19 protein-coding genes and 1 riboswitch are annotated in these 23510 nt (G+C 36.0%); of the genes, 12 read left to right on the top strand and 7 right to left on the bottom strand.

Going from position 1 to position 23510, the window contains the following annotated elements; genetic code table 11:
* From QUH73_RS12345 to QUH73_RS12335, 3 genes are all read left to right on the top strand, one after another.
* A partial coding sequence (locus QUH73_RS12345; RefSeq protein ID WP_289530743.1) for a gliding motility-associated C-terminal domain-containing protein occupies positions 1-1080 on the top strand: 1080 nt, incomplete at its 5' end.
* 229 nt (positions 1081-1309) lie between these two features.
* Positions 1310-2668: a choice-of-anchor Q domain-containing protein gene (locus QUH73_RS12340; protein ID WP_289530742.1), complete on the top strand. Its 1359-nt coding sequence runs from the start codon at positions 1310-1312 to the stop codon at positions 2666-2668.
* 1 nt (position 2669) lies between these two features.
* Entirely contained in the window at positions 2670-3725 is a 1056-nt protein-coding gene (locus QUH73_RS12335) for an endonuclease/exonuclease/phosphatase family protein (RefSeq protein ID WP_289530741.1), read from the top strand.
* A gap of 43 nt (positions 3726-3768) precedes the next feature.
* On the opposite strand, the gene QUH73_RS12330 is transcribed toward QUH73_RS12335, so the two are convergent.
* The gene (locus QUH73_RS12330; RefSeq protein ID WP_289530740.1) at positions 3769-5217 is read right to left on the bottom strand and encodes a monomeric [FeFe] hydrogenase; all 1449 of its coding nucleotides are present in this window, start codon (positions 5215-5217) and stop codon (positions 3769-3771) included.
* 127 nt (positions 5218-5344) lie between these two features.
* Entirely contained in the window at positions 5345-6778 is a 1434-nt protein-coding gene (locus tag QUH73_RS12325) for a CCA tRNA nucleotidyltransferase (RefSeq protein WP_289530739.1), read from the bottom strand.
* 208 nt (positions 6779-6986) lie between these two features.
* Between QUH73_RS12325 and trxA (QUH73_RS12320) the strand changes: the two genes are divergently transcribed.
* The 6 genes from trxA (QUH73_RS12320) (at position 6987) to QUH73_RS12295 (ending at position 13442) form a co-directional block, all read left to right on the top strand.
* Complete coding sequence (trxA, locus tag QUH73_RS12320; RefSeq protein WP_289530738.1) at positions 6987-7346, top strand: thioredoxin; 360 nt, start codon at positions 6987-6989, stop codon at positions 7344-7346.
* Positions 7347-7581: 235 nt separating this feature from the next.
* Positions 7582-8025 (top strand): thioredoxin, encoded by a 444-nt coding sequence (gene trxA / locus QUH73_RS12315; protein WP_289530737.1) that lies wholly within the window; start codon positions 7582-7584, stop codon positions 8023-8025.
* 89 nt (positions 8026-8114) lie between these two features.
* A riboswitch (TPP riboswitch) is annotated at positions 8115-8211 on the top strand.
* A 64-nt stretch (positions 8212-8275) separates the two neighbouring features.
* Positions 8276-10714, top strand: coding sequence for a TonB-dependent receptor (locus QUH73_RS12310; protein WP_289530736.1), 2439 nt, complete (start codon positions 8276-8278; stop codon positions 10712-10714).
* Positions 10715-10784: 70 nt separating this feature from the next.
* On the top strand, positions 10785-11375 hold the full coding sequence (pnuC, locus tag QUH73_RS12305) for a nicotinamide riboside transporter PnuC (protein ID WP_289530735.1): 591 nt from the start codon (positions 10785-10787) through the stop codon (positions 11373-11375).
* A 51-nt stretch (positions 11376-11426) separates the two neighbouring features.
* The gene (locus QUH73_RS12300; protein WP_289530734.1) at positions 11427-12044 is read left to right on the top strand and encodes a thiamine diphosphokinase; all 618 of its coding nucleotides are present in this window, start codon (positions 11427-11429) and stop codon (positions 12042-12044) included.
* Between the two features lie 144 nt (positions 12045-12188).
* A complete protein-coding gene (locus tag QUH73_RS12295; RefSeq protein ID WP_289530733.1) occupies positions 12189-13442 on the top strand; it encodes a hypothetical protein in 1254 nt (417 codons plus the stop codon).
* Between the two features lie 51 nt (positions 13443-13493).
* On the opposite strand, the gene QUH73_RS12290 is transcribed toward QUH73_RS12295, so the two are convergent.
* From QUH73_RS12290 to QUH73_RS12270, 5 genes are read right to left on the bottom strand one after another with little or no spacing between them, the layout of a single operon-like run.
* Entirely contained in the window at positions 13494-15359 is a 1866-nt protein-coding gene (locus QUH73_RS12290) for a sensor histidine kinase (protein ID WP_289530732.1), read from the bottom strand.
* Positions 15360-15398: 39 nt separating this feature from the next.
* Positions 15399-16823 (bottom strand): D-alanyl-D-alanine carboxypeptidase/D-alanyl-D-alanine endopeptidase, encoded by a 1425-nt coding sequence (gene dacB / locus QUH73_RS12285; RefSeq protein WP_289530731.1) that lies wholly within the window; start codon positions 16821-16823, stop codon positions 15399-15401.
* Entirely contained in the window at positions 16816-17016 is a 201-nt protein-coding gene (xseB, locus tag QUH73_RS12280) for an exodeoxyribonuclease VII small subunit (protein ID WP_101259469.1), read from the bottom strand. The genes dacB and xseB overlap by 8 nt, the downstream gene beginning before the upstream one ends.
* On the bottom strand, positions 17009-18421 hold the full coding sequence (gene xseA, locus QUH73_RS12275; protein ID WP_289530730.1) for an exodeoxyribonuclease VII large subunit: 1413 nt from the start codon (positions 18419-18421) through the stop codon (positions 17009-17011). The genes xseB and xseA overlap by 8 nt, the downstream gene beginning before the upstream one ends.
* A gap of 52 nt (positions 18422-18473) precedes the next feature.
* The gene (locus QUH73_RS12270) at positions 18474-19274 is read right to left on the bottom strand and encodes a toxin-antitoxin system YwqK family antitoxin (RefSeq protein WP_289530729.1); all 801 of its coding nucleotides are present in this window, start codon (positions 19272-19274) and stop codon (positions 18474-18476) included.
* 327 nt (positions 19275-19601) lie between these two features.
* Between QUH73_RS12270 and QUH73_RS12265 the strand changes: the two genes are divergently transcribed.
* The 3 genes from QUH73_RS12265 (at position 19602) to QUH73_RS12255 (ending at position 23510) form a co-directional block, all read left to right on the top strand.
* Positions 19602-20285, top strand: a complete 684-nt coding sequence (locus QUH73_RS12265; protein ID WP_289530728.1) for a hypothetical protein — start codon at positions 19602-19604, stop codon at positions 20283-20285.
* 320 nt (positions 20286-20605) lie between these two features.
* A complete protein-coding gene (locus QUH73_RS12260; RefSeq protein WP_289530727.1) occupies positions 20606-20803 on the top strand; it encodes a helix-turn-helix domain-containing protein in 198 nt (65 codons plus the stop codon).
* 10 nt (positions 20804-20813) lie between these two features.
* Complete coding sequence (locus tag QUH73_RS12255; RefSeq protein ID WP_289530726.1) at positions 20814-23510, top strand: DNA methyltransferase; 2697 nt, start codon at positions 20814-20816, stop codon at positions 23508-23510.

Below are 23510 nucleotides of genomic sequence, written 5' to 3'. Positions count from 1 at the left end.
CAGGGAATTCATGTTATTAATTGGACTTTTGATGATGGCAACGGGAACAGCATCATGGTTCCTCAAAATGTAATTATTGATGATGTAACGGCTCCCACCGCTCCGGTTTTGGATGATGTAAGGGCTATGTGTACCCTTAGTCTTGCAGTACCAACAGCAAACGACAATTGTGCAGGAGAGATACAGGGAACTACATTGGATCCGTTGACTTATAACACCGAAGGCAGTTATGTTGTCTACTGGATATTTGATGATGGCAATGGCAATAGCAGTAGAGTTGCACAAAATGTAGATGTATTTACCATTGTGGAAGATGTTGAACTAAGTTCTTCAGCAACAGAATTAACCTGCGGTGTAAAGAATATTGATTTGACAGCGAGAGCGAAAGTACAAGGGGAGGTTCATTACAAATGGTTTAAAGATAATGATTTAATCTCCGGGGAAATGGCTTCTTTTTTAGAGATAGGAAATGGAGAAGAAGGGGCGTATACAGTTGAAGTTTCAGATGAAAATCTCCAATGCAATGTGCTTTCTGATCCAATACTTATTACAGAAGATGTAGCTGTTCCTATAGTTTCACTTTCGCCACTTTCAGGTAGTTTATCCTCTGCTGAAAGTATTATAATTAATGCCACAGCAATTACTAAGGGAAATGCAGGTTATATTTGGTCTACAGGGGAAATTACTTCAGGTATAGAGGTTAAATATCCGGGCGAATACAGTGTTGAGGTAATTGATCATGCTAATGGATGCAGTGTAAATTCTGCTGATATAGGACAGAAAGCAATAATATTGAATTATTGGGAAGAAAACCTTCTTAGAGCTTTTACTCCGAATGCTGATGGCTTTAATGATAGCTGGCGTATTGAACGAGTTGGATTGGTACAAAAATTGAAAATTGTGATATATGATCGATGGGGTAAAGTAGTTTATAAGTTCAGTGGTTCGGGAAATGAATATAAGGGAACACCTTGGAAAGGAACCGATGGAAATGGTAATTTACCGATTGGTTCGTATTATTATGTCATCAAAATAGATGATGAAAAACCAATGAAGGGAACTGTTACAATTATGAGATAAAACACCTAAAATTCAATTTCAACATTCCAAATAAAATGAAGAGGGAGAGTAGATTGAGAGAAAGAAGAGCTGCTGATCGAAATTTTAGTAAAACAAAAACCTCACGTTACAAGAGAAACAGCAAAAGTTATATCTTCTTTTAAGAAATTTTAGAAGAACTTGAATCCGGTATTTTTACATAAAATACCGGATTTTTTATATCTTCAAGTTCGATTTAAACAAGTAAGCTATGCATTTCTATCGTCTTCTTTTTTTTGTTGTCATCTCACTCACAATTATTTCCTGCGACGAAGATGATAATTTTACGACCGATCCAAATTTTAAATTGTCATTTTCAACGGATACCGTTTCATTTGACACCTTATTCACTGGATTCGGTTCAACAACCAAGCAATTAAAGGTGAAGAATACCTCCTCCAATACAATTAATATCTCGCACTTATACCTTCAAAATTCAGAATCAGCATATCGGCTGAATGTGAATGGAATTCAGTCGAATGATTTAATAGATATTAAGCTGGATGCGAAAGACAGCCTTTTTATTTTTGTTGAGGTAAGTCTTGAAACAAAAAATGAGGATACTCCACGGTTATTGGAAGACCAATTGAAGTTTGAGATGAATGGGCGGGTGCAGGAAGTGATTTTAGAGACTTTTGCACAAGATGTTTATATAGTTAATGCGGACATCAAAAATAATACTGTTTGGACTGATGATCGTCCTTATCTTATTACGAAGCCTGTTTGGATTGATGAAGGTGTTGACCTGATAGTTAATGAGGGAACAAGGGTTTATTTTAGAAAGAATGCAGCACTGCATGTTAAGGGCAATTTTGAGGTGAGAGGAAGTTTTCAAAAACCTGTTTATTTTGGAAGTTCACGATTAGAGGAATTGTACGAAAATGTTCCCGGCCAGTGGAATGGAATCTACTTTTACGATGGAAGTACAACTCACCTTCTTAGTCATTTTATTCTCGAAAACGGCATTAATGGATTAAGTTTTCCTAAAACCATATTGGATAACAATCCAATTTTAATAGAGTATGGAATTATTCGGAATTTTACGGGGAAGGGATTATTTGCTTTAAATTCCACTATTGCAGCTCATGATATGCTGATTAGTAATTGTGGCGAGGAATGTATTCGGTTAAAAGAGGACGGCTCCTGTCTGATATCTCATTCAACTTTCTATAATTCGTGGTTTTTTTCTGCTCGCTCGAGAGCAATTATATCTTACGATGGTCCTGGTGAAAAAGGCTTGACAATCAGAAATTGTATTCTGTATGGGAATAGATCTGACGAGTTGGAATTCGAAACACCCGAACATGTTTCTGTTCAGAATTCACTTTTAAAATTGGGCAATTCAGCCCGGACTAATTATGCTTCAATATTTACCGAATGTTTGTTTAATGAAGATCCTGATTTTCTTGATTTGGAAGAGCTTAATTTTAGCTTGAGTGAGCAATCACCAGTTATAAATAAGGGGAGTATTGAATTCATATCGACCTACCTTTTTGATTTGGCAGGTAATCGCAGAGATAATGATGTTGCCCCGGATATGGGTTGTTACGAATTTTCAGAAATTAAATAATATGAAGTTTTCTCTAATCCTAATCATTTGCCTGTTCTTGTGTGCGAGAATTAGTTTGGCACAATCTGTTATCGATGGATCGGAGGAAGGAATAAGAGGTGATTTTAGACTGATGTTCTATAACGTTGAGAATCTCTTTGATTGTTTTGATGACAGCCTTACGTTGGATAATGAATTTCTTCCAAGGGGAGAGCGGAATTGGACATGGGAAAAATATCAGAAAAAATCACAAAAGGTTGCCAAAGTGATATTAGCAGCTGGAGGTTGGGAGTTTCCCGATTTAATTGGACTCTGCGAGGTTGAGAACCGATTTGTTTTAGATGGTTTATTTAAAATTGGATATCTGAACAATGCAGGATATCAAATTATTCATCGCGAATCGCCGGACAGGAGAGGGATAGATGTGGCATTAATTTATCAGCCTGAAACGTTTCATCCCATCGATACGACTTTTCTCAAATTGATTTACGAGGGAGATTCAATCTCAACTACTCGGGAAATTCTCTATGTAAAGGGGAAAACAAATACAGATGATACTTTGCATGTCTTTGTAAATCACTGGCCTTCACGTTGGGGAGGCCAGCTGGAGTCCGAGAATAGAAGAATATCAGCATCACATTTGTTGAAAGGAAAAGTATCTGAAATTTTTAATCATAACGGCAATGCCTTGATTATAATAATGGGCGATTTTAATGATTATCCGGACAACAGATCTTTACAAACAGAACTGAATGCTTTATCTCCGGAGAAAGAGTTTTGCGATCATAAATTATACAATTTGGCTTATCCATTTTTAAATAAAACAGGAATTGGAAGTCATAAATATCAAGGAAAATGGGGAATGCTCGATCAATTCATTGTATCAGGAGCTTTGCTTAATAAGTCTGGATTTTTGTATTGCGATCCAGATAATATGAGTCTTTTTAAACCCGAATTCTTATTGGAAACTGATAATACTTATTTCGGTGAAAAACCTTTTAGGAGCTTTGTAGGATATAAATTTAATGATGGTTTTAGCGACCATCTTCCTATTATTCTTGATTTGTGGAGAAAATAAAAATGGTTGTCAATTGATATTGGCAACCATTTTAGTAATTTATTTATTCTGCAGAAATAATATCTGCAAGATTTTTTTCATATAATTTACTACCCGTTTTCGGATCGAAATTCGAACTTGGACCGGAAATGCAACCACCTTCGCAAGCCATTACCTCAATAAAATTACCACTTGTTTTACCTGTTTTAGCAAATGCCTTAAGCATATTAATCTTCTTTTTGTCAAGACCATTTACAATTACAGGTTTAATGTTAACGTAAGGCTTAAGTTCAAGTACCGATTGTGCCACACCACCACTTGCGGCGTAAGCTCTTCCGTGATTTAAGATGCTTTTGTCAAGATTTATTGTATTTTCCATTTCCATCTCAACTTTCCAACCTTTAAAAAGAGCCGATAATTCTTCAAATGTCATTACGTAATCTACGTTCGGATCATTCATTCCTTCCCGGCGTTTGGCAATACATGGCCCAATAAATACAATTTTTGCCTTTGGATATTTTGCTCGGGCAATTTCTGCTGCATAATACATCGGACTCTTGGTATGCGAAATGTATTTTTTCATTTCGGGTATATGCTTGTCTACAGCAGAAACATAAGCAGGACAGCAGGAAGTTGTCATAAAAGGGGCTTTAGCTCCTAGACGTTCCAGTAATTCGTCGGCTTCATTTTCAGTAGTTACATTTGCACCTTTAGCCACTTCTATTACATCTGTAAAACCCAATTTCTTGATTCCTCCCAAAACATTCTCTATTTTAGAATGGAATTGTCCAAGAACAGCAGGAGCAACAATGGCAATGGTTTCTTCCTCTTCCTTTTTTATGGATTTCATCACATCGATTATTTGAGAATTCTCCATGATTGAACCAAAAGGACAAGCCGTAATGCATTTGCCACAATCAATACATTTATCTTCATCGATTCGTTCGATACCATACTCATCCTTGGTGATAGCGCCAACAGGACAAGCATTTTCGCATGGTACAGGCATGTATATAATGGAATGATAAGGGCAAACACTCATGCAAATACCACAATTAATACAAGTTTTTGGATTGATTTGAGCCTGACCGTTTGCATTCCAGCTGATGGATTCCTTAGGACAGTTCATCATACACGGATGAGCAACACAACCTTTACAAAGATTGGTTACGATGTAACTGTTTTTTACACAAGAAGTACATGCTTCGTCAACAACCGTTAATATTTTATTTATTGGATTTTTTCTTTCAAGTGCTTCTTCAGCATACGAAGCCAGAGTTTTAAGCTCATCTGTATATTCATCTAAATCGAAGCCTAATAGAGGAATCAATTTTTCTTTAATGATTACACGTTCTTTAAAAATACAGCAACGATCAGATTTAGGGCTTCTGCGAGGAGCCATTTCAAGAGGAATTCTATCAAGTCCTTCCATCAATTTCCCTTCATTAAAAAGATCTGCCATTCTTGCCAGAAGATCTCTTCTGATTATCATTGTATTGTCAACGTACGCCATTCCTGAATACTTTATAAGTGGGTTGTTTTCTATTTTTTTTTCAGGCTGCAAAAATAGATATTATTGCTTTATTTTATGATGCTGTTTAGCACGAAAAAGTTATTAAGGTCAAAAAAAAACCTTTGGACTAATCCAAAGGCTCATTTTTGTTGGTTTTTCTTATGGGTTCAAGCCCCAGTTCTTTTCCTTTTTTCAGCATAAATTGATAGGCTGCATCATGTTCATTGGGAATATCTCCATCAAGAATAGCCTCTTTTATTGCCATTTTAATATCTCCAATTATCCTGCATGGCGATAAATTAAAAATATCAATAATTTCCTGTCCATCAATTGGTGGCTGAAAGTTACGCACAGAATCCTTTTCCTCTACCTCTTTTAGTTTCCTTCGTACCAATTGAAAATTATCGAGAAACTTTTTCACTTTTTCTTCATTTTTAGAAGTGATATCGGCTTCGCATAACTTCATTAGTTCATCTACATCATCGCCGGCATCAAATAGCAATCTGCGAATTGCAGAATCGGTTACAACCTCTTGAGCCAATACAATGGGACGCATATGAAGAAGCACCATTTTCTGAACAAATTTCATTTTCTCGTTCAAGGGCAATTTCATTTTCTTAAATATACCGGGTACCATTTTCTCACCAATAAAATTATGAGCATGAAACGTCCATCCAATTCCATCCACAAATCTCTTGGTATTCGGTTTGGCAATATCGTGCAGCAAAGCCGACCATCGCAGCCAAAGATTATTGGATTTTGGTGTTAATTGATCCAGTACCTCAAGAGTATGGTAGAAATTGTCTTTATGACTGATTCCTTTTCTGGTTTCCCGTCCTTTTAGTCTAACAAATTCGGGAAATATTAATCTTAACAAGCCTGTTTCATCCAGTAACTTAAATCCGATAGAAGGTTTGTCTGAAAGAATTATCTTATTTAATTCCTCGATAATTCTTTCCTTAGTGATGATATCAATTCGATCCTTATTGGTACGAATAGCTTCAAGAGTTTCCTTCGATATTGTGAAGTTAAGTTGAGTTGCAAAACGTATTGCCCTCATCATTCGCAAAGGATCATCAGAGAATGTTATTATTGGTTCCATTGGTGTTTTAATGATTTTATTATTTAAATCATTAATTCCATCAAATGGATCGAGCAACTCTCCAAAATTATCTTGGTGCAGGCTAAGAGCCAGAGCATTAATTGTGAAATCTCTTCTTTTTTGATCGTCTTCGAGCGTACCGTCTTCAACAATAGGGTTTCTGGAATCCCGATTGTAAGATTCTTTTCTGGCACCAACAAATTCAATTTCCAGATCTTTATACTTTAGCATTGCCGTTCCATAGTTCTTAAAAACAGAAACTTTTGATACGCCGGCTTCTTTTGCTACTTTTTTGGCAAGTTCGATACCACTGCCAATAACTACAATATCAATATCTTTAGATCCTCGTTGTAAAAATAAATCTCTTACAAACCCACCAATTACATAACTCTCTAGATTTTCACGGGTTACAATTTTGGAAATAATTGAAAATATAGGATGTTTTAAATGTTCTTTCACTTTACTTTTTTTCAAACAGTTTACTCTAAATCATGTGTTTCAGGTGCCTAAATTCATAAATCCCTGATTCATTGCGCTGACAAAATTACAATTATTTAGATGGAATCTATAAAAACAAGCAAATTTTGAATTTGGCATACAAATTGTAAGATATAAATATGTATATTTATACATGTAAAATGATTGTATTATTTTAATATTGAAGGTTATGGTAGAACATTTGACAGTAGAAACATTTAAAGCGAAAGTATTCAATTTCGAACAAAATAAAGATTGGAAATTTGAAGGTAACCGACCTTGTTTGGTTGATTTTTATGCGGATTGGTGTGGTCCATGTAAAGCTGTTGCTCCTATTTTAGAGGAATTACAGGAAGAGTATGGCGATAATCTGGATATTTACAAGATTGACACAGAAAAAGAACGTGAATTAGCATCAATGTTTGGAATTCAAAGCATTCCGTCTTTGTTGTTTATTCCTACAGATGGCCAACCACAGATGTCACAGGGTGCTATGTCAAAAGAATCCTTTAAGCAGGCGTTTTCCGAGGTTCTTGGTGTAGGTAAATAATGTTTGAAACTTAAAGTTTTGTTAAAGCTCCGGGATAATAATGATGGTTCTGAAAAAAGTATCATTTTTGTAAGAGAGTAATAATAAAAAAAGAAGTTGAACGAGGGGTTGTTCTTTTGTTGGGTTACCTCTGTAAAGAAACAAAGATGAAACGAGCCATGAGAAGACTTTTCTCACACATGAGGATGACTAAGTTGGCGAGTTCCATGTGGCAATAAAAAACAAATTTAGACACATGAAAAAAATATTTTTTGCATTGTTTGTAGCAATGATAAACTTAAGTGCATTTTCCCAGGCAGCAAATGAAGTCATTCACTTGGATGATAATAGTTTTAAGGAAAAGGTATTTGATTTTGCAAATAGTAAAGAATGGAATTTTAAAGGGGATAAACCTGTAATCGTTGATTTTTATGCAACATGGTGTGGTCCGTGTAAACGTGTTGCGCCTGTGCTTGAGGAGCTTCAAAAGGAATATGGCCAGGACATTCAAATTTACAAAGTTGACACCGATAAATCACCAATGGTTTCCAGAGCATTTGGAATTAAAAGTATACCAAGTTTTTTGTTTATTCCTGTTAGAGGCAAACCAACAATGGCACAGGGAGCTTTACCAAAAGAAACATTTGTAAAAGCGATAAAAGATGTTTTGGGCGTTAGTGCGCCTGAATCAATTAAATAGGGTTGGAAAAATGAAAGTTTAGGTTTTAGAAAGAGTCGGCATTTAGCCGGCTCTTTTGTTTTTGAACTATTTCCGATTATCTTTGACGCAAAATCACAGTGGGGTGCCTTAAATAACAGGCTGAGATCATACCCTTTAAACCTGATCCGGATAATGCCGGCGTAGGGAAAATTGCGAATTAACTTTTCGCCAACCTGATCTTATTTACAACCTCATTGCAATATATTATTAACGTTTTAACTTATAAACAATGTTTACAAGAAAGATGAACTGTGTTTTGTGCAGAGCAGCAGTGTTAATTTTATTGCAATTTGTATGTTTTATCGGATTCTCTCAACTTACCTTAACTGGTAAAGTTACCGATCAAGCAGGAAAAGCACTCCCGGGTGCCACAATCGCAGTAAAAGGAACTTATTTAGGAACCGTTGCCAGTTCGAATGGTACATACAGGTTTCAGAATTTAAAAGAAGGAAACTACAGTTTTGTGGTTTCATTTTTGGGTTATGAAAGTGCTCAAAAAGAAGTGAAGCTGAGTAAGTCAGAAGAAATTGACTTTAATTTGGAAGCATCTGCCATTATGGCCGATGAGGTTCTTGTTGCTGCTACCCGTGCGGGGAATAAGGTTCCGGTTGCTGTTACAAATCTCTCCGGGGATGATGTAAAAAGGCAGAATACAGGACAAGATATTCCTTATCAGTTAAGTTTAACGCCTTCATTGGTTGAGGCTTCAGAATCAGGTAATGGTGTTGGTTATTCTTCCTTGAGAATTCGAGGAACAGATGCTACCCGCATTAATGTAACGATTAATGGTGTTCCTTTGAATGATTCAGAATCACAAGGTGTTTTTTGGGTAAATATGCCCGATTTTTCGTCTTCGGTAAATAACATTCAAATTCAACGGGGAGTAGGAACATCAACTAATGGTTCTGCTGCTTTTGGTGCTACCATTAATTTTCAGACAGAAACTATTAATGCTGATCCTTATGCAGAGGTGCAAAGTGTTGCAGGTTCTTATAATACGTTTAGGAATACGGTAAAAGTAGGAACTGGACTAATTGATGGCAAGTTTAGTTTTGATGCTCGTTATTCCCGTTTAAAATCAGATGGTTTTGTTGATCGTGCATTTTCGGATCACGAATCTTTTTTTGTTAGTGGAACTTACTATACAGAAAAAAGCATGGTGAAATTTAATGTGATGAGTGGCGATCAGAAAACAGGTATTTCCTGGTGGGGAAATGATGATATGGATGGCAAAGGTAGAAAATACAACCCAGCTGGGAAGTATAAGGATAAAGATGGCAATACGAAATTCTACGATAATCAAACCGATAATTACAAGCAGACTCATTACCAGTTGTTTTATTCTCAGGAGTTGAATTCAGCTTTGAATATGAATGCAGCTTTGCATTACACCAAGGGGAAAGGGTTTTATGAGCAATACAAGGCGGATGAAAGCTATGCAGAATATGGGTTAAGTAATCCAAAGTATGGCGCAGAAGAGGTAAGTACTACAGATTTAACTCGTCAAAAATGGCTGAAGAATGACTTTTATGGATTTACATATTCTTTAAATTATAAGAAGAACAGTGTAGATGCTTCATTAGGTGGTGCTTGGAATCATTATGATGGAGATCATTTTGGAAATATACTTTGGGCCAAAAATGGTGGTATAATAAATGATTACCAGTGGTATTTAAATAATGGTAAAAAAACAGACTACAATGCTTTTGCAAAAGTCAATCTTGAATTGAGTGATCAATTGAATGCATATGGTGATGTTCAGTATCGTCATATTTCGTACGAGATGGATGGAATTGATGATGATTTGAAGCCATTGGTTCAAGATCATAAATTTGATTTCTTCAATCCTAAAATGGGATTGTTTTATACAATTAACGATAGAAATAATGTCTACCTATCTTTTGGTTTGGCTCATCGTGAGCCAACACGTACTAACTTTAAGGATGCTAAAGAAGACATTACAAAATTACCAAGTTCAGAGTCTTTATTTGATTATGAATTAGGTTATAATTTTAAATCTGCGAAAGCGACATTTGGGGTAAATATTTACTACATGTATTATCATGATCAGTTGGTTGCAACTGGTGAAAGGAATAATGTAGGTTCTGCAATTATGACGAATGTTGATAAGAGTTATCGTGCCGGCATTGAGTTTATTGGAGGTGTGCAGCTTCTTCCTAATTTGAAGTGGGATGCTAATCTGACTTTAAGTCGAAATAAGATTAAAGATTTTACAGATTATGTAGGTGTGATTGATGAAAATTGGCATGAAGTTGATGTGAAAGCTATAAAGCTAGGTGAGACTGATATCAGTTATTCTCCGAAAGTAGTGGGTAGCAGTATTCTAAGTTGGACTCCTGCAAAAGGGTTGGGTGTTAGCTTTATTAGCAAATATGTAGGCGAGCAGTTTTTCGATAACACATCAAACGATGATCGTAAAATTGATGCTTATTTAGTAAACAACCTACGCTTCGAGTACACCGTTCAACCAAAATGGATGAAAGAAATTGCTTTCAATGTTCAGATCAATAATTTGTTTGATAAAGAATATGAGAACAATGCTTATGGTGAACACAACGAGGGTTTAGATGGGACTCCTGGAACTTGGAAAGCATATTTCCCTCAGGCAGGAACAAATTTCATGGCAGGATTAACATTTAGATTTTAATTATTTGATATACAGAACACCGGTTTCTATCTTGCATAGAATCTGGTGTTTTTTTTAATATGCTTCATAAATGAATTGGATTGTTGATAATATTATTGAAATAATTGGGACCATTGCCGGTTTAATCTTTCTTTATCTTGAAATCAAGCAGAATAAATGGTTGTGGCCTGTGGGTTTGCTCACCTCTGCAATGTACATCTATGTGTTTTTTATTGCCAAGTTGTATGCAGACATGTCTCTTCAATTCTACTATGTATTTATTAGTATTTACGGTTGGATTGTTTGGTCGAAAGAAGCTGGTCAAAAAGAACTTCCGGTCATTAAATTATCCAAGGAATTATTTTTGATTCTTTTTGGAGTCAGTATGTTAATCTATGCTGTTATCTCGTATATATTGGTGGCCTATACTGATGCTTCTATTCCATATTGGGATGCTTTCACAACAGCCTTGGGTATTGTTGCTACCTGGATGCTGGCGCGGAAAATATTGGAACAATGGCTGGTTTGGGTAATTGTAAATGCGGTTTCTTTGGGCTTGTATATCTATAAAGGACTGTATCCAACCTCTGTTCTTTTCTTCTTTTATACTGTTTTGGCGGTGGTGGGATATATCCAATGGAAAAAAGATATGCTTTATACTGAAGCAATTTCCCATGAATAGTTACTTTTGTGTTTGTAAAATTCAAATTCTGAAAGATTTAGATTAATAAGCATGCAAAAGAAAGCGGTAATTCTGGCTAATGGCTCATTCCCTATACACAAAATTCCTTTAAACGAATTAAAATCCTCAAAATATATTGTTTGCTGCGATGGTGCAATCAATAAATTGGATGAAGCGGGAATTGAGCCTTTCGCAATTGTAGGTGATCTGGATTCTTTAAATCCGGAAATGAAATGGAAATACCGCGATATCATTCACCATTTTGCCAATCAGGATAGTAATGATTTAACCAAAGCCATTAATTGGTGCCTGGAAAATAAATTTTCTCAAGTTATTATTGTTGGAGCAACCGGACAGCGTGACGATCATATGATTGGAAATGTGTTTTTACTGCCGCAATACGCAAAAAAAATTCGTGTGAAAATGCTTACCAATTATGGTTGTTTTACACCTATTCTTCGTTCAAAAAACTTCGACAGTTACACTCGTCAGCAAGTTTCAATATTTTCTCCAAACACGGAGACTCTAATTTCTACAGCCAACTTACGATATGCATTAACAGAGCAAAAGCTGGAGTTGATGAATCAAGGAACCCTAAATGAATCGATGGGGGACAGTTTCCGAATTGAATTTGAAGGAGGTCCGTTAATTGTTTATCAGGAGTATTGATAGATCTATCTGATAAATAGTTGTTTCTGTGATTTTATTTTGATGTTCTTTTGTTCTGGATACGTGAATGAAAAGCTGTTTTATAATATCCTTAGAAACGAATATTCCTGTATATCTTTGCGGTGCAAAAAACTAATAAGATCTATGAAACAAATTAACTACCTACTACTTTTAATGCTTTTTTGTGTTGGCATTCCTACAGGTAAAGCACAAGAGAAAAAACAAGAGATTTCTGTTAAATTTGGAGGCTATGTGCACTCTTTATTTACCTACGATACCCGTCAGACGGTTAGTGCCCGGGAGGGATTCATATTACTTTACCCACAAGATGAAGATTTGGATGCTGCCGGAAAGGACATGAACAAAGGCGGTGTTTATAATTTGGCTGTTATTCAGTCGCGTGTAAATGCAAAGATTACAGGTCCGGAAATTTTAGGAGCGAAGACCAACGGTTTATTGGAAGCTGAGTTTATCGGCAATGCTGAATCGGATGTCAATGGAATGCGTTTACGTCACGCTTATGTGAATTTAAATTGGGGGAAGACTTCCCTGTTGATTGGACAAACATGGTCTCCTTTATTCGTAGATGAAGTATTCCCAGAGACTGTTGGTGCCAATGCCGGATTACCATTTAAAGCATTTGCACGTAATCCTCAGATGCGTTTAACTTACAGAACAGAGCATTGGAAATTGTTGGCTGCTATTTCTTCGGAGCGTGATTACACAAGTACAGGCCCCGACGGAGCGAGTAATAAGTATCTAAGAAATTCAGGATTACCTATTCTTCAAGGACAGGTTCATTATTATGTAGGAAAACATCTGCTGGGACTTAGTGCCGAGTTTAAAAATATCAAACCATCTTTAACAAGTACAACTGGTTCTGGAAATGATTTAATGAGATGGAAGAATGATGAAACACTTTCTTCGTGGGCATTGGTTGCATATTATAAGTTGAATTTAAAACCAATTACTTTTAAGACTCAAACTACTTATGGAACCAACTTAACCGATGTGTTAATGTTAGGTGGATATGCAGCGAAAAGTTTAAATCCTATGACCAACGAGGCCAGTTATACAGGAATAAAGGTTTTAGGAACATGGGCTGATGTTTCTTACATTAAAAATAATTTTGAGTTGGCCTTACATGCCGGTTATTCAAAAAATATGGGTGCTGATGATAAGGTTATTACAAGTATGATTTATAGCCGGGGAAGTGACATTGGAGAATTGTATCGCATTGCACCACGGGTTTCGAAACGTTTCGAGAATTTAAAAATGGAGCTTGAGGTAGAATATACTGCGGCTGCTTATGGCGACATTACTGAGAAAGCAGAAGTTGAGAATACTCATTGGGTAGGAAATACTAGAATTTCGGTAGGTTTGTACTATTTCTTTTAAGAAGAAATTGATTAAGATATAGCAGGCGGACAGAGATGTCCGCCTTTATTTTTAGAATGGAATGGTGAAGTAAAAGGTAGTTCCTTCATCAAGTTTCGAGGTAAACCAGATTTCGCCTCCTAATAATTCGACGAGGCTTTTACTAATTGCCAATCCCAATCCGGTACCTCCATATCTCCTTGTATCTGCATTTAAATCAGCCTGCCGAAAACGGTCGAAAATAATTTTTTGTTTGTCTTCAGATATCCCTATTCCTGTATCTTTCACAAAAAACCGCAGGAAGTCTCCTTTAATATCATATCCAATTTCAATTGTTCCTATGCTGGTAAACTTTATTGAATTTTCGATCAGGTTGTTGAAAATTTGAACCAAACGCATTGTGTCAGTATTGAATTCAGTGATGCTTTTATCATCGGGGATTGTGGTTATAATGGAAAGTTTTTTATTATCATGCAAGTCCAATATGGTTTCGTAGATTTCATTCAGATTTACGAACAGATTATCCAGTATGCATTTATTTTTTACAATCTTTAATTGATTGGTCTCAATTTTTGAGATGTCCAATATATCACTAATTAAGCGAAGCAAGTGTTTCGTATTTCTTTGAATAATTGAGATAAAACGGGTACGTTTTTCTTTTACTACATCATCAGTGGCTAAAAGATCCGTAAAGCCTAAAATTGCATTCATTGGAGTTCGGATTTCGTGCGACATATTAGCCAAAAATGCCGATTTCAGCCTACTTGATTCCTCAGCAGCTTCCTTAGCAATTTTCAGTTCTTCATGATTGGCTTTTATTTCCAGCAAATGAGCTTTTTCTTTTTGAGCACGAACCTTCCGTAAATGCATATTAACCGTCATCACAATGATAATAACTGTCAGTAGAATCAATACTGTTAGGGTTAGAATAACAATTTCTTTATTTTCGCGGACAAAATTGGATGGTTCATTTATAATTCGGGAATCTTTAGGGAGTTTCGATCTGTCTATATTAAAATGTTTTAGTTGTTTGTAGTCAAAACAATTCTCGTATTTTGCCTTCTGGGAAGGAATGTCATCTATACGAGTACCTGAAAGGACTCGTTTTGCCATTTCGGAAACTTGTTTTCCTTGATTTCTACCGGTAATTAATGAGCCCCCAACAGCGCCTTGATCCATGTAAAAATCCCAAATACTGTAAATTGGCACCTTGCAATAAGGTATTACTTCTCTAAAACTATTTTCGTACGTATAATACTTCCCTTCAGAGTCTCTATTGTAAAGCAGATATAAAACAATCGAATTTTCATCCAACGAGGAGAGTTCTCTTTGAAGATGCTGCATGTTATCAGGTTGAATGATTCTGTAGCGAATCAGTTTTTTCATGTTTTTGATGTCATTTTCAACCAATTGTGCCATGACTTTTCCTGTGGTGGTTTTGTCGCTGACGATAACAAGTTCTGAAAACTTTGGGTGATTTTTCTTAATGAGATGAATGGTAGAACAAAAATTCATATTTTCGAAAACTCCGCTATATCCTTTCGGAATGCCAATAATTGAGTTCAAACCACAAAACAATACAGGTACTGAGCCAAAGACCTGATCCTTGTATTTCAACAAAAAATCGTAAGCGTTGTTGTCTGTTGATATAATTAGGTCGATTTTTTTTTCCTTATATTTTTCCTTGTAAAAATTGGCAAGTACATTCAAATAGTTTTGCGAGAAATACCTTTTTGTATCCATATCCTCTATGTAAACAGAATAGGATGATTCCGTTGAAAGTTCTCGCTTGATACTCGATACGATGGAGTCGGTCCAGCTTAAGCCATTGTGATAGGAATTTAATACCAGGATATCTTTCTGGTTAGAGGAAAGTCCCTTAAAACAGAAAACCAGAACAAGGAATACAATAGGTAAGTACTTCTTTAAAATTCTCATAACATCAAATTGGGATCAGTAAACAGATGCAATCTGAAGTTAAGAATTATAAAGATGATTTAAAAGAGTTAAAAGTTTAATATTTAAAGCAGAAGATGAACAGATATAATTATTAATCAGAATGGTTACAGAGTATTCTTTTCCCGTTTTTGTTTTTAAGTAGCCGCAATAAGTTCTCACACCAGTCATCGAGCCGGTTTTAGCTTTCCAGTTCCCTTGCAGATCACTATTCCTGCCAAACGATTTTAAAGTCCCAGATATTCCGGCAACAGGCAATGAAGAGCTAAACTCATTTGAATACCTGCTCTGATACATGATTCTTAAAACCTGATCGAAAAAGTTTGCAGAAACAGCGTTGAAGTGGGAGAGTCCGCAACCATCATACAGCGACAGGTATTTTGTGGGAAGACCTTTTTGATTCCAGAAATTTTTAACCGCTTCAATCCCGTTTTCCCAGCTTGCCTTTCCTGATTCTTTTGCACCAATTTCGAAAAGCAGATGATCGGCAAACAGATTGATGCTTTTTTGATTGGTAAGGCTTACAATATCTTTTAGCTCCGGAGAATTCAGATTAAGAAGCAAACTTCTTTCTTTAGCCGGAACAACTTTGTTTTCTATTGAGATTCCTACTTGCAGAAACGATTGATTCAGGGATTCGATTAAACTGTTTTTTGGCTGCAAAAGGGCGCCTTTTACTTCAAATTGAGATCTGTTTTGCGGAATACTGCCTTCAATTCTTCGATGATTGCTGGTGTTTCCGCCAAAAATATAGGCCAAGTCGCGATTTACAACCGAGCTGATTACCTGATTGTCGAAAATCAATCCTGTGTTTTGTGGTTCTGTTTTTATCAATTGTGTTGCAGTGACGGCTTTTCCCGATGAAAAGAACAGACTGTACATATTATCATGAAAGCTAAGTCCGTTGGGAATTGCACCGTAATAATTTCCGATATCTTCCCAGATCCATGTTGTTGGTATTTTGGCTTCAATATAAGAGTCGTCAGCCAGTATTTTTCCTTGAATTTTCCGAATGCCAAGAGCCTTAATTTTCTCTGCAATCTGTTGCTCAATCGGTTTTTCATTCTCAAAATATTTCGATCCCAGTGTGGGATCTCCAAAACCTTTTACAATCAGGTTCCCGGCAAGAGTTCCGTTTTTAAGAAGTTCTCCGTCGGTTTCAATTTTAGTTGTAAACTGGTAATTGCTTCCTAAAATTTCCAAGGATGCCGCCGTAGTAATTAATTTTTGTGTTGATGCGGGAACCAAGGCCAAGTGAGCTTGGTTCGTTGCTAAATTTTCACCTGTTTTCACATCCGAGACTACAATTCCTATTCCGGCCGAATAAAAACAGCTGTCCGATACAAATTCATCTACATAAGTCTGCAATTTATTCGTCTCAGGTTTTTGAGCCTCACAAGAAATTCCCAATAAGGAAACCATGAAAACAAGCAGTAATTTATTCATCCATCTCATTTAAAATTTTCTCAACTTCTTTTTCGGTATTGTGAAGTTTCTCCTTGCAAATTACAAGAAGTTCCGAAACCCGTTTTACCTTATCGGATAAATCATCCACATCCAGCTCGTCATTTTCGATGGAAGCAATGGTTTCTTCAATTTCGGTAATTGCATCGCGGTAGCTTGTCTTTTTTTTAGCCATTAGTATTTAATTTAGTCGTTTTCTTTTTCCGGTTGATTTTTTGAACCTGACTTTCAACGCTTCCGTTGGCAAACCGGGTTTCAATAATGTCTTGGGGCGATAGCTGATCAATATCCTTTATAATTTTTCCTTCTTTCAAACTTAAGGTATATCCTTTTTTCAGAATATGATCAGGATTAAGATATTTTACCGATTGCCCGAATAATGAAAGATGGTGTTTCTGTTGCTCAATCTGTCTCTTAATCTTGGTTTTAAGTTTTATTTGCAACTGATTGATAAGCATTTTTTGATTTTCGATTCTTCGTTCTGTAGAATGCTGAAATTGTGAATTCAATCTTTGCTGATAATGAAATTGATTGCCCAGCAAATGAGTACCGGCAGTTTTCAGTCTCAGTTTAGCTGCACTCAGCTGATTCGATTTCCGTTCCAGTATCTGACTCACCATGGGCGAGAATTTGTTGGTTAAATGAACCAGTTTTTCCGATGACGATAAAAGAACTTCATTCACCTCTTCTAAAAATTGCTCCCGTAAATTATTCTGATATTCTCTGCATTCGTCGAAACAATCAATTAAGAATTCGGCAGCAGCAGTTGGTGTTTTTACTTTGGTATGAGCCACCAAATCAACAATCGTTTCATCTCTTTCGTGTCCGATACCCGAAATTACAGGCAATGGAAATTGAGCAATGTTAAAAGCCAGCCAATAGCTGTCAAAACAATTCAAATCTGCCTGCGAGCCGCCACCACGAATAATCACGGCAACATCAAATACATCTTCGTACTCATTTATTTTATCGAGAGCAGCAATTATCGATTCTTCGGCATTATTTCCCTGCATAATAGCCGGAAACAATTTGTAGTGAAATTTGTAGCCGAATGAGTTGTTGTCGAGCTGATTTGTGAAGTCATCGTAGCCTGCAGCTGTAGGCGAGGAGATGATGGCAATGCATTTTGGAATCTCAGGAAAATCCAGTTCCTTGTTCATTTCCAACACACCTTCTTCATCCAGCCGTGCAATAATTTCTTTTCTTCGTCTGGCCATATCACCCAAAGTGTAGGTAGGGTCAATGTCTTTAATATTTAAAGAGAAGCCATAAATTTCCTGAAACTCAACACTTACATTTACCAATACTTTTATTCCTGACGAAAAAGACTGACCTGTTGTTGTTTCGAAGTAAGGCTTCAGCATTCGAAAGGTATACGACCAAATGGTAGCTTTTGCTTTCGCAATAATCTGATCGCTGTTTTCATCTTTTTCTACCAGTTCCAGATAACAATGTCCGTTTTGATTGTAACGCAGTTCACTAATTTCAGCCACAATCCAAACGCCCGAAGTAAATGTATCGGAAAGGATATTTTTTATTTGTTGATTCAGTTGAAAAAGACTGATTCCTTTTTGGCTCATCTACTTATAATTAATGAAGTTGTGTTTCGGAGAATGGCAAATATGCTGGTGTTTATCTCATTTGCGATCGGAGATAAGAATCCGGATCATCAACAAAATTTTCCGGATCAACCAAATGATCCTTTTGTTTTTCCATATCCTCTAATTTTTTCTGTTGGATACTATCCAGTTCATCCTGATTGGCGGCAATGCCGTTTTTGTATTCTATATTGAAAAGAAGCTCCCCTTTTTCAGAATAAAAATACCATTTCCCGTCGCGCCTGTTGTTTTTGTAAGTGCCGCTAAATTCGATCACTCCATTTGGGAAGTACGATTGAGTGATGCCATCTAAATTTCCGGAGTTGTAATTCGCCTCCAAATATGTTTTTCCATTTTCAAAATAACGTTTCCAAATCCCATGTCGTTTGCCATTTAGGAAGCTAAGAGTCTCGGCAGGTTTGCCGTTTTTAAAGTAGTACACACTTTCACCATTTTTTATTCCCTTAGTAAATGTTTCGCTGGCGCGGATGTTTTTATTCTTATCGAAATACAGCCAAATACTATCCTTTTTCGATTGTATGAAATTTCCTTTTGCAATTAATCCGGCAGATTCATTGTAAAGAATGGCTCTCGCTTTTTGTCCTTCATTGGTAAAAAATAATTCAGCTTTTAAATTGCCGTTGTCGTGATAACGTTTCATTTCTCCAATCGGGTAATTATCTTTAAAAGTTCCGGAATAGTTAAGCCTGCCATTGGCGTGCGATTTTTCCCATACACCTTGCTTGTTGCCCAACTCGTCGGTTTTGTTAATTTGCTGTGCAAAGTTTAACAGTGGCAAAAGGATAAAGGCGAGTAATAGTATTTTTTTTGTCATCTTATTTTTATTGGGTCTATACAAAACTAATAAAAGATTGATTGATGCTGAATAAAACAGATAGCTTTTCACATTAAAATCAAGGTCTTTTGCTGAGCGATTCTAAAAACATGTTTTATATCATTTTTTATATTTTTCCGATTGTGCTGATTTTTTGTATTTTATGAGTCGGAAATGATTGGATTTTGTGTAATTATGTTATTAATTACAGAAGGATTATTTCTTTGATTTTCGATGCTGTTTTATATAGATTCTGTAAGTGGTGAGATAGAATAACAGCAAAGAAAGAGAGTGTAAAATGTATGCATAACTAACAAAAATGGTGGTATGGAAACAATAGATTTTCCTTTTAGTTTTGATGAAATGCCGGTGGCGGCAAAATTCTTGCTGGATAGTTACACGCGGGATATGGCAGATTTCAACAGAATGTATCCTATATTCGATGAGACTTTTAAAGCCCGTGTAAGTGAGCAAATTCAGCGGGCAAAAGAATATGTGAATTGTGGTCCCGAGGGAGTACAGATTCAAAACCTGCGCTTTGGAATTTATAAACGGATCGAATCTCTGAACAACATGATATTGGAGGTTCAGGATAACTTCCCGGTATCCCGGATAAACGAATTTGATCAAATTGTAGAAATCATTGAAAAGAAGGATTTGAAAGCCATTCTCACAGTGATTCCAAAATTTATAGTGCAGTTGGAAGCGAATATTCCCCGCGAAAATGCCGAGGTAACCCAAACGATTATTGAGAAAATTTTGACACTTTTTCAAGTGCTCAAATTAAATAGAATAGAACTCAATCGTTTGCTTAACTCGAGAGGTCTGCTTAAAGAAGAAGTATTCCGTTGTTTGAATCACTTGTGGGCAACCATGCAGGATATCATGGAAATAGGACAGGATTTGTATAGAAAATCAGATCCTATGAAATGCGTGGAGTACGAATCGAACTACTTAAAAATGAAAGTGAAGAGTTTTTGGCTGCATACCAGTCAGGATTTAGTGGCATAGTAACACTTCACGATTTGTTAAACTCTAAATAAAATACAAAGCCCGTTTTGATCGAAACGGGCTTTTTGTTGCCTTACATACAAATTAATAGTGCTTACATAAAGTAGGACGACAATATCCTTTATTTAGTTCATTTATAATGCCCTGTAAAATATGATTGGGAATGTTTTGTTTAGGGGTTCTTGTTTTGTGAGGAACGAACAAAACAAAAGCGCTTTAGTGTACCATTTACAAATAAACTTCGCGGCCATTTTTATACTCACCCAATGAGTATATTGAAATAAAATACTTACTTTCGAAAATTGACCAAAAGAATTATAATGAATAGAATAAAAGAGGTTGTTAAGCAAAAAGGAATCAAACAAAATTGGTTAGCTGAAAAACTGGGTAAGAGTTACAATATGGTTAATTCTTATGCACAAAACAGACGACAACCCAGCTTAGAGGATTTATTTAAAATTGCTGAAATCCTTGATGTTGACATTAAAGATTTAATCGTTTCAAACAAAGAGCACTGATTCCGAAAGAATGAATACAAAAGATATAGAACACAACGTACAATCCGTTTTCGAAGACTTCTCTAAAGACGAATTTATTTACGACTTACTAGTTGCTTACGGTATTTCAAAAACCTCGGTTACTAGACTTAAAAAGGGAGACTTTAACTTATCTAAAATTGAGGGCGAAGTTTTATACAAAAAGAAAATATTCTTTAAAGTTGAAACTGTCGATCAACTCTTAAATACTATTGACTCAATCTCTAAAGAAGAGAGGATTTTAAAGCATAAACCACGTTTTGCGATTGTAACAGACTACAAAGAATTAGTTGCCAAAGACCTTAAACTTGGCAAAAGCCTGGATATAAAAATTGAGGAACTGCCTAACTATTTCGACTTCTTTTTACCTCTGGCAGGTAGCGAGGTTTACAGCTCATCTAACGACAACGAAGCCGATAGAAATGCCTCATACAAGATGGCATCTTTATACGACTTGTTAATTGATGAGAATCCTCACACTTACAACTCAAAAGACAGAGTTCATCACCTTAATATATTCCTATCGAGACTGCTTTTCTGCTTTTTTGCTGAGGATACCGAAATTTTCGCAGAGGAAAGCGTTTTTACAAACACATTGGCTCAGCATACATCAAAAGATGGAGCAGATACGCACCTGTTTTTAAACGAATTATTCAAACGACTTAACACTAAAGACGGCAGTAAATACCCTGCCTATTTAGCAAAGTTTCCTTATGTAAATGGAGGTTTGTTTAAAGACACTATTGATGCGCCCCTGTTTACATCTAAGGCGAGAAAAACCCTAATAGATCTTGGTGAGCTTGAATGGAAAAACATCAACCCAGATATTTTTGGCTCCATGATACAGGCGGTAGTAATACCCGAGTACCGCAGCGACTTAGGAATGCACTACACCTCGGTACCTAATATCTTAAAGCTAATAAAGCCTTTGTTTTTAGATGAATTGTATGAGGAGTTCGAAAAAACCAACACCGTAAAACAGCTCAGGTTGTTAATGCAACGCATGTCGAAAATCAAGTTTTTCGACCCTGCTTGTGGCTCTGGTAATTTCCTTATTATTACCTACAAAGAGATTCGTTTATTAGAGATCAGAATCCTCCAAAAGATTATAGACTTAAGCCCCAATCCAACTTTAGAGTTTACCCAAATACAACTATCGCAATTTTACGGCATAGAGCTCGACGATTTTGCTCACGAAATGGCAATCCTATCACTTTGGTTGGCAGAACACCAAATGAATAGCGTGTTCGACGAACAATTGGCTGGTTTTGGACAGTCTAAACCCATACTTCCGCTTAAAGAGGCAGGGCAAATAAAACAAGGCAATGCTACCAGACTAAATTGGAAAGAGGTGTGTCCTATCGAACCTAATGATGAAGTTTATATTATTGGCAATCCACCTTATTTAGGGGCTAGAGAGCAAAATGAAGAACAAAAAAATGATATTAAATTAGTCTATTCAAAATATAGTGGAAGTTCAAAGGTTGATTATATTTTTCCTTGGTTTTTGAAAGCATCAGAATACATCCAAGGAAATATTCAAGCTAAATTCTCTTTTGTTTCGACTAACTCAATTTGTCAAGGTGAACAAGTTGCTTTATTGTGGCCACATATCCTACATAAAAAACTAGAAATAGGATTTGCTTATAATTCCTTTAAATGGAACAACAATGCTAAAGGGAATGCTGGTGTTACCGTTGTTATTATCGGAATAAGAAATAGATCATCAAAACCGAAACGACTATTTCAAGAAAAATTCATCAAAGAGGTTAAGAATATTAGTCCCTATTTGATTGAAGGTAGTGATAACTACATTACTAAAAGGACACGAACTTTATCCTCTTTTCCAAGAATGGAATATGGTAATATGGCAATTGATGGTGGTAATTTATTATTATCTAGGGAGGAAAAGAAAGAACTAATTGCGCAGTGTAAAGAAGCTGAGAAGATAATAAAAAGAGTGATGGGCGCACAAGAATTCTTAAATGGTAAAGAGAGATATTGTTTGTGGATTCCTGATGATGAATTACAGTTTGCTCTATCAATACCTGTTATTTCTCAACGTATAGTATCTACTAAAGAATTTCGCTTATCTAGTAGTGATAAAGGCACTCACAAAATTGCCAAAAGACCACATCAATTTAGAGAGATGAAAGAGTCTGAAAGTGCAATCATAGTACCTACAGTTACATCAGAAAGAAGAGATTATTTACCTATTGATTTTCTTAGTATCGATAAAAATGTAATTGCACCAAATCAAGTTATTTATGATGCAGATCCTATTGTTTTTGCAATCATTAGTTCAAAGATGCATATTATTTGGGTGAGAGCTGTTGGGGGGAAAATGAAGACAGATTATAGATATTCTTCAACATTATGCTACAACACCTTCCCTTTTCCTAATATCAGCCTTAAACAAAAAGAGAACTTAAATCTTTATGTGTTTGCCATATTAGACGAACGTGCCAAGCACCCAAGTAAAACCTTGGCTCAATTGTATAATCCCGAAACTATGCCAAAAGGTTTAAAAGAGGCACATCACGAATTGGATGAAGCAATAGAAAAGTGTTACCGTTTGCAACCCTTTAAAAACGACACCGAGCGTTTAGAGTACCTTTTTAAAGAGTACGAAAAGATGATTAATAAAGAGACGCTTTTTGCCAAACCAAAGAAAACAAGAAAGAAATAG

This window comes from Labilibaculum sp. K2S (assembly GCF_030372765.1).
Classification (GTDB): domain Bacteria; phylum Bacteroidota; class Bacteroidia; order Bacteroidales; family Marinifilaceae; genus Labilibaculum.
This window is presented reverse-complemented; position numbering and strand designations above follow the sequence as displayed.